Origin of the sequence: Marinobacter sp. BSs20148 (assembly GCF_000283275.1) — a bacterium.
Classification (GTDB): Bacteria; Pseudomonadota; Gammaproteobacteria; order Pseudomonadales; family Oleiphilaceae; genus Marinobacter; species Marinobacter psychrophilus.
In genome coordinates, this window is the sequence record NC_018268.1 from 3,250,718 (window position 1) to 3,266,711 (window position 15,994).

General features: G+C 54.6%; 13 protein-coding genes. 8 read left to right on the forward strand and 5 right to left on the reverse strand.

Features of this window, described 5'->3' with window-relative positions; translation table 11 throughout:
- Positions 1-99: 99 nt before the first annotated feature.
- Positions 100-1,170 (reverse strand): alpha/beta fold hydrolase, encoded by a 1,071-nt coding sequence (locus MRBBS_RS14880; RefSeq protein ID WP_227497528.1) that lies wholly within the window; start codon positions 1,168-1,170, stop codon positions 100-102.
- Positions 1,171-1,385: 215 nt separating this feature from the next.
- On the opposite strand from MRBBS_RS14880, the gene MRBBS_RS14885 reads away from it, so the two are divergent.
- The 4 genes from MRBBS_RS14885 (at position 1,386) to MRBBS_RS14900 (ending at position 5,965) form a co-directional block, all read left to right on the forward strand.
- Complete coding sequence (locus MRBBS_RS14885; protein WP_014872389.1) at positions 1,386-2,735, forward strand: adenosylmethionine--8-amino-7-oxononanoate transaminase; 1,350 nt, start codon at positions 1,386-1,388, stop codon at positions 2,733-2,735.
- Between the two features lie 24 nt (positions 2,736-2,759).
- A complete protein-coding gene (locus tag MRBBS_RS14890; RefSeq protein ID WP_014872390.1) occupies positions 2,760-3,494 on the forward strand; it encodes a 16S rRNA (uracil(1498)-N(3))-methyltransferase in 735 nt (244 codons plus the stop codon).
- A 63-nt stretch (positions 3,495-3,557) separates the two neighbouring features.
- Positions 3,558-4,787: a DUF445 domain-containing protein gene (locus MRBBS_RS14895; RefSeq protein ID WP_014872391.1), complete on the forward strand. Its 1,230-nt coding sequence runs from the start codon at positions 3,558-3,560 to the stop codon at positions 4,785-4,787.
- Between the two features lie 125 nt (positions 4,788-4,912).
- The gene (locus MRBBS_RS14900) at positions 4,913-5,965 is read left to right on the forward strand and encodes an HDOD domain-containing protein (RefSeq protein WP_014872392.1); all 1,053 of its coding nucleotides are present in this window, start codon (positions 4,913-4,915) and stop codon (positions 5,963-5,965) included.
- A gap of 17 nt (positions 5,966-5,982) precedes the next feature.
- On the opposite strand, the gene MRBBS_RS14905 is transcribed toward MRBBS_RS14900, so the two are convergent.
- The 4 genes from MRBBS_RS14905 to MRBBS_RS14920 form a co-directional block, all read right to left on the reverse strand.
- A complete protein-coding gene (locus tag MRBBS_RS14905) occupies positions 5,983-7,287 on the reverse strand; it encodes a YihY/virulence factor BrkB family protein (protein ID WP_014872393.1) in 1,305 nt (434 codons plus the stop codon).
- Positions 7,288-7,423: 136 nt separating this feature from the next.
- Complete coding sequence (gene lpoB / locus MRBBS_RS14910; protein WP_014872394.1) at positions 7,424-8,026, reverse strand: penicillin-binding protein activator LpoB; 603 nt, start codon at positions 8,024-8,026, stop codon at positions 7,424-7,426.
- A gap of 9 nt (positions 8,027-8,035) precedes the next feature.
- A complete protein-coding gene (locus MRBBS_RS14915; RefSeq protein ID WP_227497529.1) occupies positions 8,036-8,440 on the reverse strand; it encodes a YcfL family protein in 405 nt (134 codons plus the stop codon).
- 49 nt (positions 8,441-8,489) lie between these two features.
- Entirely contained in the window at positions 8,490-9,989 is a 1,500-nt protein-coding gene (locus MRBBS_RS14920; RefSeq protein ID WP_014872396.1) for a COG3014 family protein, read from the reverse strand.
- Positions 9,990-10,120: 131 nt separating this feature from the next.
- Between MRBBS_RS14920 and tmpT the strand changes: the two genes are divergently transcribed.
- The 4 genes from tmpT to MRBBS_RS14940 all read left to right on the forward strand — a co-directional run bounded on the left by tmpT (position 10,121) and on the right by MRBBS_RS14940 (position 15,843).
- Entirely contained in the window at positions 10,121-10,780 is a 660-nt protein-coding gene (tmpT, locus tag MRBBS_RS14925; protein WP_014872397.1) for a thiopurine S-methyltransferase, read from the forward strand.
- Positions 10,781-11,010: 230 nt separating this feature from the next.
- Positions 11,011-12,933 carry a PrkA family serine protein kinase gene (locus tag MRBBS_RS14930; protein ID WP_014872398.1) on the forward strand — a complete coding sequence of 641 codons (1,923 nt, stop codon included), beginning with the start codon at positions 11,011-11,013 and terminating at the stop codon, positions 12,931-12,933.
- 46 nt (positions 12,934-12,979) lie between these two features.
- Positions 12,980-14,275 carry a YeaH/YhbH family protein gene (locus MRBBS_RS14935; RefSeq protein ID WP_014872399.1) on the forward strand — a complete coding sequence of 432 codons (1,296 nt, stop codon included), beginning with the start codon at positions 12,980-12,982 and terminating at the stop codon, positions 14,273-14,275.
- On the forward strand, positions 14,272-15,843 hold the full coding sequence (locus MRBBS_RS14940; RefSeq protein WP_014872400.1) for a SpoVR family protein: 1,572 nt from the start codon (positions 14,272-14,274) through the stop codon (positions 15,841-15,843). Before MRBBS_RS14935 ends, MRBBS_RS14940 begins: the two co-directional genes overlap by 4 nt.
- The last annotated feature ends 151 nt before the right edge of the window (positions 15,844-15,994 follow it).

The window sequence follows — 15,994 nt, forward strand, 5'->3', positions numbered from 1 at the left end:
CTCCAAACTACGTCACAACGGGAGGCCGGGGCATGAGGCATCTGTCCCGGTTCGACGGAAAGTATTGCGGTTATAGGGGACAAACGTCCCGGATGGAGATCAATCTGTGCCGAACCCCTTTTCTCGTGCCTGCACGATCAATTGTGCGCGGCTCGAAATATCGAGCTTGCTGCAAATGGCACTGACATGATTGCGGACGGTCTTGCTAGCAATCGACAGGGCCTGGGCGATTTCGGTATTCGACTGCCCCCGTGCTACCCGGTCGAGAACCATTCGCTGGCGGAGCGTCAGCTCGCCAACCTCGGCAGCCGAACTCCAGGGTGTCGCAGGCCCATCGGAGAGAAAGCGGCGCAATTCACCAACGAACACCGGCCAGGAACTGTCTTCGAGCTGCAGTATGTGGTTTGCGCCCTTAAGCGGTAAAAATCGTGAATCGGGTAGTTGCGATGCAAGGCTGCGCCCCAGCTCGAAGGGCACCATGGCATCACCCTCAACATGAGCGACCAGTGTCGGGACGTGGATATCCTGAAGCACGTCGCGGACGTCAATCTGGTGGAAGCCGCGCCACAACCGGACGGCATTCTCCGGTGAGGCCGTGATCTTTTGCAGTTCGTCCCACCAGTCAATCTGCTCCGCACTGTGACCAGGAGACAAACGGCGGGCAAACAGCTCGCGGAAAGCACCGGATTTGCGTCCCCAACCGATTTTTATCATGGTCGCCAACGCCTCGGCCTCTTCGCTACTGCGTTCACTGGCTCCGCTAGTAAACGCCCCGTTGGTATAGGCGTTGTAGAGCACCACCCGGTCTACCCGTTCAGGATGACGAAAGGCATACAGCAAAGCGATGGGGCCGCCCTGGCATAGCCCGATCAGCGAGAAGCGTTTCCAACCCAGGCTGTCGGCAACTGCCTCAAGGTCTCGAACCCACGCTTCCATGCCCTGTTCGCAGACCTCTTGATCAGACAATCCGCTACCACGGATGTCGAAGCGAGCGAGAGTGTGCTCATGGGTAAGCTCGCGCATCCAATGTTGCCAAACAGGGCTATCCCAATCGCGTTCCACATGAGTTAGCCAACCCCCGACGCGAATGAGCGGCGGGCCACTACCCGCAACAGCGTACGCAATGCGTACACCATCCGATGTTGTGCAGAAACTAATTCGTTGCCTCATATGCCACCGCCGCACTTCGGATCAGTTTACGTCATGTTGAAAGCACCGGTTTCGGGTCTGGCTTCTAATAGCTTAGCAGACCTGAATGCTGTGACTGATAAATCCCCGGGGGGCTCAGGCACTGTGGTCAGTCAGCGCTGTTAACTGTATTATCGCTCTAGGTTAACAGCCGCCAATTTATCACGTCAGAACCATCGTCTTATCGGAGAGCTAATATGCGCAATGCCGACCTCGTCGCCCGTGACCTTAAGTCCGTGTGGCACCCCTGTACGCAGATGAAAGACCACGAAACCTTGCCGCTGATCCCGATTAAAAAAGGCAAAGGGGTGTGGCTGGAAGACTTCGAAAATAATCGCTATATCGACGCGGTCAGCTCTTGGTGGGTGAATCTGTTTGGCCACTCCAACGACCGCATCAACAACGCGATCATTGAACAGATCGGCCAGCTGGAACACGTGATTCTGGCTGGTTTCAGCCACGAGCCGGTGGTGAACCTGTCAGAGCGATTGATTGAGGTAACGCCGGAAGGACTGAACAAGTGCTTTTACGCCGACAACGGTTCGTCGGCTATCGAAGCGGCACTGAAGATGAGTTTTCACTACTGGAAGAACCAGGGCCAGCCGAACAAAAAGTACTTTGTGAATCTTGCCAACAGCTACCACGGTGAAACCTTGGGCGCGCTGGCGCTGGGTGATGTGGCGATTTACAAAAACACCTACCAGCCATTGTTGATGGAAGTGATTACTGCACCCTCACCGGACGCCTACCTGAAAGAGCCCGGTGAAACCGACGAAGCCTTCGCCCTGCGCCAGTTTGAAGCGATGGAAGCGCTGCTGGCAGAAAGGCACCACGAAATCTCCGCGGTGGTGGTGGAGCCGCTCATTCAATGCGCCGGCGGCATGCGCATGCACCACCCGATTTACCACACCAAACTGCGCGAAGCCTGTGACCGGTACGGCGTACATCTGATTGCCGACGAAATTGCCGTGGGCTTTGGCCGCACCGGTACCCTATTCGCCTGCGAGCAGGCGGGCATTACGCCGGATTTCATGTGCTTGTCAAAAGGCCTGACCGCAGGCTACCTGCCATTGTCTGTGGTGCTGACCACTGATACCGTCTACAACGGGTTTTACGACGATTACGAAACCATGCGGGCGTTTTTGCACAGCCACAGTTACACCGGCAACCCCATTGGCTGCGCCGTAGCACTGGCAACTCTCGACATTTTCCGTGATGATCGAGTCATTGAGAATAACCGGCGCTTGTCGGCCTGTATGGCTGAGTCGGTCGCTCATCTGGCGGATCACCCCAACGTGGGTGATATTCGCCAACACGGCATGACACTGGCCATTGAAATGGTTAAAAACAAAGCCGACAAAACGCCCTTCCACTGGAAAGAAAGGCGCGGCTTGAAAGTGTACCAGCACTCGCTCACCCGCCAGGCCTTGTTACGCCCGCTGGGCAATGTGGTGTATTTTATGCCGCCCTATGTGATCACCGAAGACCAGATTCAGCATCTGGCCCGGGTAGCCACGGAGGGCATTAATATCGCTGTGCGCGACTGATTCGCGCCTTTAAGGAAAACTGCGTTGCGAATACCACGAATCTTCACCGACACTCCGTTACAGGCCGGCGCAGAAGCGCAGCTGGACGACAACGCCGCACAACATGTAGGCCGGGTATTGCGCATGCAACCTGGCCAGGCACTCAGCCTGTTCAACGGCGATGGCCACGATTACCGGGCGCTGATTGCCAGCGCCAGCAAGAAAAACGTGACGGTTCAGGTGGGACATTCCACTGCAAACAGCAGTGAATCGGCGCTGGAGATCGTGCTGGGGCAAACCCTGTCAAAGGGTGACCGCATGGATTACGCAGTGCAGAAAGCGACGGAAATGGGCGTTACCCGAATTGTGCCTCTTTCCACCGAACGCTGCGATGTACGTCTGAAAGGCGACCGCGAAGACAAGCGCCTGAACCACTGGCGCTCGGTAGCCATCAGCGCCGCCGAACAATGCGGCCGCGCACGAGTGCCGGATATTCTACCGGTGATGAACATCACCGAATGGCTGGAATACAGCCAGCGCTGCGACGTGCGCCTAGTGCTCCACCACCGCACCGAACAGTCATTGAATTCTCTGGCCAAGCCCAACAGCGTTGCCCTTATGATCGGTCCTGAAGGCGGTCTCAGCGCCGACGAAATTGCCCAAGCTGAAAAATCCGGCTTCCTCCCGGTTACTCTTGGCCCGAGAGTGCTCCGCACGGAAACCGCACCGGTTGCCGCCATGGCACTCTGCCAGTGGCTATGGGGTGATTTTGGTGCCTGATCCCCGTATGTGCTTTCCCAAGCGGGCAAAATCACCCACACACCCAATCGTTAAGACTTACGGGTGACAAGCCTGGCCACTTCCATCGAACTCTTGCAGTACTCCAGCATCCCGGTCATCGCGGCTTGTATCGGCTGGGCCACCAACTGGCTGGCCATCAAGATGACTTTTTACCCCATCGAATTTTTTGGCTGGCCACCGTACCTGGGCTGGCAAGGCATTATTCCCTCAAAAGCCCGAAAAATGGCGTTCATCAGCGTAGACGCCACCATCGCCAAGATTGGCACCGTGCCGGAAATCTTCCAGCAGCTAGACCCCAACGTACTCGCAACTCAGCTCATCCACACCATAAACCCGCGGCTTGAAGGTTACGTAAACGAGCTGATGATGCGCGAGTCGCCGGCGTTTTGGCAGAGCTTGCCAGGCCCAGCCAAATGGCTGGTGTACGAGCGAGCGCGCAAAGCCCTGCCCGCGTTAGTGATGCAGGTAATGGACGACATAGCGCAAAACGCAGAACAGCTGTTAGACATAAAAACCATGGTGGTAGACCGACTCACCACCGACAAAACCCTGTTGAACCGCATATTTCTGACCTGCGGCTACCGTGAATTCCATTTTATTGTGAAATCAGGCCTGTATCTGGGTTTTGGCTTTGGCCTGTTACAGATGCTGCTGTGGTTCGTATTCCCCGTGTGGTGGGTGCTGCCGCTGGGCGGTTTACTGGTGGGCTTTGCCACCAACTGGATTGCCCTAAACGTTATTTTCCGCCCGCTGTACCCAGTACGTCTTGGCCGTTGGCGCATTCAGGGGCTATTTCTGAAGCGTCAACCAGAAGTGGCCGAGTCCTTCTGCCACATTGTGGCCCACGACATACTCACGGTGGGTAATATTATAGAGGCCATACTGGATGGTCCCCGGGGCGGCCAGGCGCTGGATATCATCAAAGCCCATTTACGGCCGCTGCTTAACGCAGACGCAGGCGTCAATCAAACGCTGGCACACATGGCGCTGGGCCCCGCTGCCGCTGCCAGCTTACGCCACCAGCTGGAAAGCAAAGCCGTTGAGCTGTCTCGCAGGTCCTTAAGCCAACCGGCTTTTCAGAAAGATCGGGCGCGAGCCATCGAATCTATTATGGTTGAGCGCATGCTGGCGCTGTCTTCCGGCGAGTTTCAGGACTTGCTGCGGCCGTGCTTTAAGGAAGATGAAATCAAACTGATTCTGGTGGGTGCAGTGCTGGGTATGTTGGCCGGTATTGGCCAGCTGATTCTGGTGTTTGAGCAGGCCTTGGCGTAGGTCATTCAACATGCTGTAAACATGGAAAAATGCCATTTTAGATCTATACTATAAAGCGTCGGATTCGTGGCATGGATCTGTCTGCACACTTAACCACTCGCCTGCATTCTGCTCCGGAGGTTTTAATGCCAGGACTGCTTTCCTGGATTAGCGGTTTCTTCAAACGCGCCAACACAACCGCGCCGACGTCAGCCCTCGGCAATGGTTCCCGCAGCAAAGGTGGTTCCAGTAGCAAGGCCGAAGCCTATAGTCCGCTCGCTGAGGCACTGCGCCAGCACCTTTTTTGCTGGTTGCTGGATACGCGGCCGCAAACGTTGGGGGCCAACCTGGAAAACGCGGAGGCGACGATCGAAGCAATGGCAAAGCGCTTGCGCTCCGGTGAGTTCAGCGAACTGCCGCGCCAACCCATGAGCCTGCCCATGCTAATGAGTGCGCTGTCTGATGACACCACCACGCGCCAGAATCTGGGTAATATTATCCTGCGTGATCCAGCGCTGACGGATCAGCTGCTAAAAATCGCCAACAGTCCGTTTTTTCGTCCGGACAAAAATGACATTGAAACCGTAGATCAAGCGATTTTAATGCTAGGTATGGACGGAATCCGCAGTGTTGTATCCGCCGCATTGATGCGACCAATGATGTCATCACGTGACAGTGAAGAAATTACCTTCACCGATCGTGCCTGGCGCTGGGGCATGGCTAGCGCCCGCGCAGCAGAAACCGTTGCCCGCCTTCAGGGTAAAGACGCCAGCGTTTATTTTATGGCTGGCTTGCTGCCTGCTCTGGCCTATATAACGCTTTACCGCGAGGCTCATCGCCTAGTGCCCGCCCGCGCAGATGGCACATTAGTCAAACTCAATCCGGCCACTTTGCACCAGATTCTAGTGCGCTATCAATGGCCGGTGGCCCGGCTTATCGCCCGCACCTGGGGGCTTTCTGACAACTATCAGGGCCTCCTGCACCGGCCCGAGAGCCCACGCAGCCATGAAAACTCTGCGTTAATCGACGGCATTGTTATTGCCACTCGCGAAGTGCTACGCCAAGCGCGCCAGCGCAATTTGGCCGAAGAAGACCTTCCAGCATTGGTGCAATTGAGCAAGAACGACGTCACGCGGGTTCAAGCTGCCCTGAAGCCCATGCTCGAAGATCCCAAAAATACGCCGACAGCTCAGGACTAAGGCACTAACGGGCTCTGTCAGTCTTCACCGGCCAGCAGTTCAGCGAAGGTGAGCTCGTCGCCCTTCGTGGATCGGCCAAACAGGCTTTTTGGTAGCAACGCTGGCAAACGTGCCACCACGTTATCTTCATCATTACGCACGGCTTTCAGTACGTCACCCACCGAAATTCTCTCCAACGACCGGGCCGGGTGCAAGCAGTCGCCCTGGCTGCCTGCCAGCGTCAGCAGTTTGGCGCGGATGAGTTTGTCACTGACATTACGAGTGACCTCCCCCGGAACTCTGAGCTCGTGCTCAACCGCTTCCTGCCGCGGCGCGGGCCGGCCCTCGTGAAACGGCTTGGCCACCATCCACATCAACGCCAAGGCGACCTGCTCCTGCAACTCCGGCGCCAGCTGCACCTGATGGCGCTTGGCCACAGAGCCCGGATTCTGCAAGTAAAAACTCAAACTGGCGCCCAGCAGCAGTATCATCCAGTTCAGATAGATCCAGATCAGCATGATAATGCCAATGGCAAAGCTGGAGTAAATGGCGGCGTATTTGGCAGACCCGGCCACGAACGACGCAAACAGCATCCCAGCCCCCTGCCAGGACACGCCAGCAATCAGGCCTGCCAGAAACGCGTAACGTAACTTCACTCGCGTGTTGGGAATGAACACATACACAAACGTGAAGGCGCCCACGACCAGGAAGAACGGTGTAAAGCGGCTGATCAATAAAATCACCGAGCCGAAAGGTTCTATTTCAATCAGGGTTTGCACAAACGATGAGGAAAAAATGGTGGCGCTGATACCAATAGCGGACACCATCAGCAGCGGCCCAACCATGATAACGCTTAAATAGTTACTGAAGCGCTGCGCCAGAGATCGCATCTCTGGCACCCGCCAGATCATATTAAACGAGCGTTCTATTTTCTGCACCAGCGACACCACCGTGTACACCAACACCGCCAGGCCTACCGAGCCCAACACACCCACTTTCATATTGTCCACAAAACCCAAAATGCGCTCTGCCATGTCAATACCCTGGGGCCCCAGGGGCTGGAAGAACTGGTACAAGAACGGCTCCATTTTCTGATGCACGCCCAGAGCCTTCAACACCGAAAAGCTGAGCGCCAGCAACGGCACAATGCTCAATAACGTGGTGTAAACCAGGCTCATGGCGTGAAGAGTCAGCTGCCCGCCGATAAAGTCCCGAATCAGCGCATACAGCGAGCGCCCGGTTTTATAAAGCCAGGTCCAGGGCCAGTGTTGCGGCGGATTAGGATTTGCCAGGATCCATTTTTCAGCAGCGGCAAGACGTTCTTGTATCTGAAGAGAAGCCACTTTTTGTCCCGTTGCCAGAATATGAAAGTGCCCCTATTTCAAGCAGGGGCAGACAGATTCAAGTATGGCTCAAATGAGCGCCGGGTGGAAAACCGGCCGCTGGTGCGCAAGAAACGGCACCCTCAGCCGCAGCCGTTTACCAGGAAACGGATTCATTGGGCCCGCGCTTGATAATGGGCGTTTCTGCCTCCCAGGTTGCCAGGCCTGTTACCAGGTCGGTCAGTGATAGCTGAATGTAGTATTCAACTTGCTGCTCTTTACCTGCTGTGTGATTGCGCTGCAGAATCTTACCGGACAGGCTCAGGTCTGGCGCCTTCAAGGTGCCTTTGCGTTGCACTCCTGATTGGTCAAACTCTTCAGAATCACGTAACTCGCGCGCACGCGCGCTCATTTCATCTTCAGCACCATCAAGGCCTACCGCCGTGGTGGTCACGACTTTGCCGGAGCGCAGCAACCCCACACGAATCTTCTTGGTGAGCTGATCTGTGTCGATACGCTGCATCGTGTCATTGGTAACGCGACTGACCACCATTATATAGCGCTCGCCATTGGGTTTACTAACGGCGCCGCTGGCAAGCATGTCATCCACGGCCTCGGTGGCCGCTTTTTCAAAATCCCGGTAATCCATGGTCATGGTCACAGCGCCATCGTCAGCAGCCGGGTCGATATATCGGGTAGGCGTTGCACAGCCGGCAAGCATGACCATGCTGACACAAAGCATAATTGGAAATTTGAACATACAGAATCCTTATTGCTGAGGCTCACGAAGATGGAGCTGATAATCGGTAACGCGGGCGTGGGGCGCCGTTGCGGTGAAATAGCGGGTTTGACCGGTTAGTAGCGAGACTTTTCTATAGCCCTCGCCAACGCCTTTTACGACCATACCGTTGGGGTCAAACCAGGTCACTTTCCAAGCCAAATCGCCGTTAGAGCGCGCCTCAACGGCGTACTGGATTTGCAACAGGGCCTCTCCGCCAGGCTGAGCAATGCGCTGGCTTAGCAGCTCTGTTACGGCCACAAAGTAGTTTACTTCCGGGTCGACCTGAAGTTGCTCGCGGTCAATTGCAGCCGCTGTTTCGGCGGGTGGCTGAATGGCGCAACCGACCAATACCAATGCACAACTAAAAGCGATGATCTGTTTTTGAAATTTCATGGCTTGGGTTCTCATAGCTTGAACTCTCATGGCTTGGCCCTGACTGAGTTCATTGAGTGGCTGTCAGCAAATTCTTTCCCGACAATTGCACCGTTGATGCCGGGTTACGCCCTTGCAAATCAAGCGCGACGACACTGGCCGGGCCAGCCAAAGTGGGCCGTTTAACGTAGAGCAGAGTAAACGGCTGGTCAGGTATCACAATAGTACCCAAGGAATGGCCATTTGTGCTTGTTAGCGTTAGTTTACCACTCTCGGGGCGATCGATCCGAGCGGCCTGCCAGTGGTTGGGCAAGGCCTGCCAGCTGCGTAAATCAGCCTGGGTTGTGGCAATGGTCAGCGCGGCAGCGCCTAGCTGACCCCACACGCCAAAATTTTCTGCAGCTTCGTTCTGGATGACCGCTTTTATCACCGCAGACGACACGGCTCGCGCCAGAACACTGGGGAACCGCTCTTTCATCTCAGTACGAATGACCGACCCCATGTCTGATATACGCTCTGTTTGCACAGTAATGTCAGCATCTGAAATTACACCGAGGCTGCCCGGAACGGCCGCACGATCTCTGTATCTAGGCAGTGCAATGCCAAAGTAAGCGGGTGCCTGCTGGTTACCATGAAATATAACCAAAGGCACATCAATCCGGGTCTCTTCCAGTACCGGACCCAGGCCGTTTTCATAAACAACCCACACCTGTGGTGCCAGTCCAGCCATCGACTGCGTGCCAGCGGCCAACGCCTCGGCGAGTTTGGCGTCACGCTGCAGAACACCGCTTGCCCTGTTCATCGCGGCAACACGTGTGAGCGACGTGGCGGCTTTCTCGTAATCGGCACGGCTACTGGCGTTGGCCAGGAAGTAAATGCCATGCAAATAGGTGCTGGCCGGCACAATAAACTCGGGTAGCACCGACCACTCCGACTCTACACCATAGCGCTGCGACACAGCATTGCGCAGACTTTGGTTATTCAGGCTGTTGCGAACCATGGCGGCCGTGTTTTGCCCGCTCTGCGCCTGCTGGTTCAACGCCTCCCGCTGTTCGGCGATTTCCTGACTGAAGTATTCCACTGCACGCCGTGTGCGGTCATCCGCCCGGTTAAGCTCGACACGTGCAAATTCGTTATTGCCCGCAGCCAGAAACGCCAGACTCTTATAAGTGTTGACAAGAATCGCCTCCGACATCAACGCTTGATAATTGCGTTCAGAGTCGTTCACCATCAACGCCACGAAAGCCGTTGATGATTTTTCCACGATATTGGCCAGGTCCAGGTTCTTCATACCCTCTTCAGCCAAATCATAGTTTTTGGTGGCCTCTTGATAGCGGCCTAACAAGCGGTGCAGCTCTGCCTGATGCAACAAGTCCAGCAAATGCTCATCGGTATCTACAGCCCTACCCTTGGCGGTTTTAAAACTCACCACTTGCAACGCCAGGTCATAATCACCTACCGCATAAGCATCATTAAAAGCGCTCATCTGATTTTTTTGCTGGAACGAAGAACATCCCACCATCAGCGTTGCTAGAAAAGTTGCCACCAAAAAACGAAACACAACTTCCACTCAAACACTCCCTGAGTTTAAAAGGTACGGCCGAGGCCGCCAGATTTTGCCTATACTGATACTATCCCTACTATCATCATACGGAGAAATTCTGCTCCACACGTCAAATACCAAGTGCGAAAGGCGACATTATGGATCATGAATTCTGGCACGCCCGCTGGGAACGCAAAGAGACCGGATTCCACCAAAAGTCGGTCAATCACTATTTACATGAGTACTGGCCAGACCTGACAGGGCCAGAAAAAAGCCAGGTTCTGGTGCCGTTGTGCGGTAAATCCCATGATCTCTGGTGGCTTCATGATCGCGGCCATCCCATTCTGGGCGTGGAACTTAGCAGCATTGCCTGCAAAGATTTTTTTGAAGAAGCCAGCGAAAAAGCAATGGTGACACCCGGTTCGCCGTTTACCCGCTTCCGCCATGACGACACCCTGGAATTGTGGTGCGGTGACTTTTTCCAGCTATCCCCGGCGGACGTAGACAACGTGCGTTGGGTGTACGACCGTGCCGCACTCATCGCCCTGCCACCGGCCATGCGCCAGCGCTATGCCAGCCACCTGAGCGCCATCTTGCCTGAGAGCTGTGGCATGCTACTGATTACGCTGGATTACGATGGCAGTGAAATGACCGGGCCGCCGTTCAACGTTACTGACAACGAGGTGTACGAACTGTTCAGCGATGACTTTACCGTTGAGCGCCTACGCCAGGAAAACATGGCAAAAGACGACCCCTTCGCCAAACGCAAAGGCTTGGGTGGCGCCACGGAAAGTGTGTTCCAGCTACACAAACGCTGATTGGGCGAATTTATCGTTTTGGCCGCGGAACTGCTACTGCTAAGCCACTGTCCAAATCGACGTAGTTAAACTAAGCTTCCGATAAGTAGGCCAAAAACAAAAAAGAACCCTATAACTAGTCGTATTACGCGCGCCGAGCTGCGGCCAGTCCCGCCCGGACGTGCGACGACAACGTACTGATGAGGAATACGCGTTACGAACGGCTAAACCATTGCAAGCGAGGGGCATCCATGAGCATTCTGCAACAGTACAAAAACCGTTATGAAAGGACTCAAGAAGAAGAATTTTCTCTAGAGGAATACTTGGAGATCTGCAAAAACGACCCCGGAGCTTATGCTAGTGCTTCCGAGCGCCTCTTACTGGCTATTGGTGAACCCGAACTGATAGACACCTCACGCGATACCAGATTGTCACGTATCTTTTCCAACAAGGTCATCAAACGCTACCCGGAATTTTCCGAATTTTACGGTATGGAAGAAGCGGTGGAAAACATCGTGTCTTTCTTCCGCCATGCGGCCCAAGGACTAGAGGAAAAGAAGCAGATTTTATACCTGCTGGGCCCGGTAGGCGGTGGTAAGTCGTCACTGGCGGAAAAGCTCAAATCCCTGGTGCAAAAGGTGCCATTTTACGCCATCAAGGGCTCCCCGGTTAACGAGTCACCACTGGGATTATTTGATCCGGCCGAAGACACCGAAATTCTGCACGAAGAATACGGCATCCCGCCGCGCTATATAAAAAGCATCATGTCGCCTTGGGCGGTGAAGCGCCTGCACGAATTTGGCGGCGACGTCAGTCAGTTCCGAGTGGTGAAACGTTACCCGTCTATTCTGGACCAGATAGGCGTATCCAAAACCGAACCTGGCGACGACAACAACCAGGATATCTCTGCCCTGGTGGGCAAAGTGAATATCCGCATGTTGGAAGACTATTCCCAGGATGACCCAGACGCATACAGTTTTAGCGGTGGCCTGTGCAAAGCCAATCAAGGCTTGCTTGAATTTGTAGAAATGTTCAAGGCGCCGATAAAAGTTCTGCACCCCCTGCTGACCGCCACCCAAGAAGGCAACTACAACACAACCGAAGGCATGGGTTCCGTGCCCTTTGATGGCGTTATCCTGGCTCACTCTAACGAATCGGAGTGGCAAACCTTTCGCAACAACAAACACAACGAAGCCTTCCTGGACCGTGTGTACATTGTGAAAGTGCCCTACTGCGTGCGGGTAACTGAAGAGGTTGATATCTATCGCAAGCTGCTGGAACACAGTTCCCTGGCGGGTGCGCCCTGCGCGCCGGACACCTTGGACATGCTGGCCCAGTTCTCTGTGCTGTCGCGGGTAAAAGACCCGGATAATTCCAGTATTTTCTCGAAAATGCGGGTCTACGACGGCCAGAACATTAAAGACACCGACCCCAAGGCCAAATCGATTCAGGAATACCGCGATGCGGCCGGTGTGAATGAAGGCATGGATGGCCTGTCGACCCGTTTCGCCTTCAAGATCCTGTCGAAAGTGTTCAACTTCGACACCAACGAAGTTGCCGCCAACCCGGTGCATCTGCTGTACGTGATTGAAAAACAGATTGAGCAGGAACAGTTCCAACCCGAAGTTCAGGAGCGCTACCTGCGCTACATCAAGGAATTCCTGGCGCCCCACTACGTGCAGTTTATTGGTAAAGAAATTCAGACTGCGTATCTGGAAAGCTACAGCGAATACGGCCAGAACCTGTTCGACCGCTACGTCACCTATGCCGACTTGTGGATTCAAGATCAGGAATTCCGCGACCCGGACACTGGGGAGATTTTGGACAGAGTCTCTATTAATGAAGAGCTGGAGAAAATCGAGAAGCCGGCGGGCATCAGCAACCCCAAAGATTTCCGCAACGAGGTGGTCAACTTTGTGCTGCGTGCCCGTGCCAATAACCAGGGCGACAACCCTTCCTGGCTGAGCTATGAAAAACTGCGCAGTGTGATTGAGAAGAAAATGTTCTCGAACACCGAAGACTTGCTGCCGGTGATTTCATTCAATCCCAAAGCCAGTAACGAAGACCAGAAAAAGCACAAGCAGTTCGTCGACCGTATGGTAGACCGCGGTTACACCGAAAAACAGGTGCGGTTGCTCGCCGAGTGGTACCTGCGGGTTCGCAAATCCCATTAACCGGTAATGGGCGCACTGTATAGCGCACTGCATAGAGGGAAGCGTTATGGGAAGCACCCACATTATTGACCGACGTCTGAACGGTAAAAACAAAAGCGCAGTGAATCGGGAACGATTCCTGCGCCGTTATCGCCATCACATAAAGAAGGCCGTGGCTGAAGCGGTGAAAAAGCGCTCCATTACCAATGTGGAACACGGGGAAAGTGTGACTATTCCCAACCGCGACATTCAAGAACCGATTTTTCACCACGGCCAGGGCGGGCGCCAGGAGGTGGTGCACCCCGGCAATCAGGAGTTTCTGGCAGGCGACACCCTTCCCAAACCGCCCGACGATGGCGGACAGGGGCAAGGCAATGGCCAGGCCAGCCAAGATGGCGAGGGAATGGATGACTTCGCCTTTCAGATTACTCAGGAAGAATTCCTGAACTTTTTATTTGACGACCTGGCGCTGCCCAATCTGGTGCGCAAACGTCTGAAAGACACCGAGTCGTTCAAATACGTGCGTTCAGGTTTCAGTACCCAAGGGGTGCCCGCCAAGCTGGATGTTATTCGTTCTCTACGCGGGGCCCACGCTCGCCGCCTCGGCTTGGGTGGAGCCCGCCGACATAAAATCCGCGAACTGGAAGAGCAGCTTGCAGCACTGAAAATCGCGCCGGATGATCTCGACGCTGCGTTTAGCCACGCCGACCAGATTCAGGTTCTGGAAGAAGAAATCGCACGGCTAAAAACCAACGTGAAGCGCATTCCGTTTATTGACGAAATCGACTTGCGCTTCCGCCAGCACCTGAAGCAACCACAACCAGCCACCAGCGCGGTGATGTTCTGCGTGATGGACGTGTCAGGCTCTATGACGCAAACCCACAAAGACATTGCTAAACGCTTCTTTATTTTGCTGTACCTGTTCCTGCAGAAGAACTACAAAAAAATCGACGTGGTATTTATTCGCCACCACACCAGCGCCAAAGAGGTGAACGAAGAAGAGTTTTTCTATTCACGGGAAACCGGCGGAACCATTGTGTCCAGCGCCCTGAAGCTGATGCAGAAAATCATCGACAGCCGCTATTCACCGGCCGAGTGGAACATTTACGCCGCTCAGGCATCCGACGGCGACAACTGGAATGACGACTCCCCGGTGTGCAGCAAACTGTTAACAGACCAGCTGCTTCCGCTGGTGCAGTATTACGCCTACATAGAGATTACGCCCCAGAACCACCAGATGCTGTGGTACGAATACGAGAAGATTCTGGCGCGCTTTCCGCACGCATTCGCGATGCAGCAAATTGCCGATGCCAGCGATATTTACCCGGTCTTCCGCCGGCTATTCGAGAGGAAAGCCGCATGAGTGAACAAAACGACTGCGCATCGCGCGTTGACAGCCCGCCCGAGCCGCCTAAAGCGGTGAAAACGCGGGAGCCGATTTCGACCGGGTCAGAATGGACCTTTGACCTGATCCAGCGCTACGACGAAGAAATCGCAAAGTGTGCAGCTGAATTCGGCCTGGACACCTACCCCAATCAGGTAGAGGTGATCAGCGCCGAACAGATGATGGACGCATACAGTTCTGTGGGCATGCCGGTAGGCTACAACCACTGGTCATTCGGCAAGCAGTTCCTCAACACATCGAAAGGTTACCAGCGCGGGCAAATGGGGCTGGCCTATGAAATCGTCATCAACTCAGACCCGTGTATCGCCTACCTGATGGAAGAGAACACCCTGCCCATGCAAGCGCTGGTGATTGCCCACGCCTGCTATGGCCACAATTCTTTCTTCAAAGGCAACTACCTGTTTCGCACCTGGACCGACGCCAGCGCGATTATTGATTACCTGGTCTTTGCCCGCCATTACATCGCTGAATGTGAGGAGCGCCACGGTGTAGACGCGGTGGAGGAAGTGTTGGACTCCTGCCACGCGCTGATGAACTACGGGGTGGATCGCTACAAGCGGCCATCGCCTATCTCCGCCGGCGAAGAAAAGCTACGTCAGACCGAACGCGAAGAATACCAGCAACGCCGCATCAACGATTTGTGGCGCACCATTCCTTTGCCCACCGATGACAGCGACTCCGAAAGTAAGAAAAAACGTTTCCCGGAGGAGGCCCAGGAAAACATTCTGTATTTCATTGAAAAAAACGCGCCTTTACTGGAAACCTGGCAGCGGGAAATTATTCGCATCGTGCGCAAACTGGGGCAGTATTTTTATCCACAGCGGCAAACCCAGGTAATGAACGAAGGCTGGGCAACTTTCTGGCACTACACCCTGATTCATGCTCTGTACGACAAAGGGCTGGTAACCGACGGGTTTATGCTGGAACTGCTGGCTAGCCATACCGCGGTGGTTTACCAACCACCGTTCAACAGCCGTTATTATTCCGGCATAAACCCTTACACCCTGGGATTTGCGATCTTCACCGACTTACGCCGACTTTGTGAGCAGCCGACAGACGAAGATCGCGAATGGTTCCCAGACATTGCCGGCTCCGATTGGCTGCAAACCCTGAATTTCGCCATGAAAAACTTCAAAGACGAAAGTTTCATCCAGCAGTTTCTGTCGCCCAAAGTGATGCGCGATTTAAAACTGTTTGCCATTGAAAACGACGATGAAGAAGACGCCTACCTGGTGACCGCCATTCACGATGAAACCGGGTACCGCACACTGCGTGAAAAGTTGGCGAGGCAATACAACCTGAGCAGTCGCGAGCCGGATATTCAGGTGTGGAATGTAGACTTGCGTGGCGACCGCTCGCTGACCCTGCGCCACAGTGTGAATGAACGTCGGCCGTTAGCGGACGATAGCGGAGAGGTGCTGCGCCACATACACCGACTGTGGGGCTTTGACGTGCACCTGCAAAGCGTTAGTGATGGCAAGGTAGTGACGAAATATCAGTGCCCTTCAGCAACGCCAAGTACTTAATGGCGGCGCGGCCGGGCTTGGATTCGTCTAGCCGGCCGCTCCGACTTAAGGCTTGCTCGCGGAATTCCGGTAACAGGTGTTTTCAACGCGTGGCTCAGATTATCGGCAGTGGTTCGTTACACCGATGCCTGCGTAAACGAAGGCATGCCGC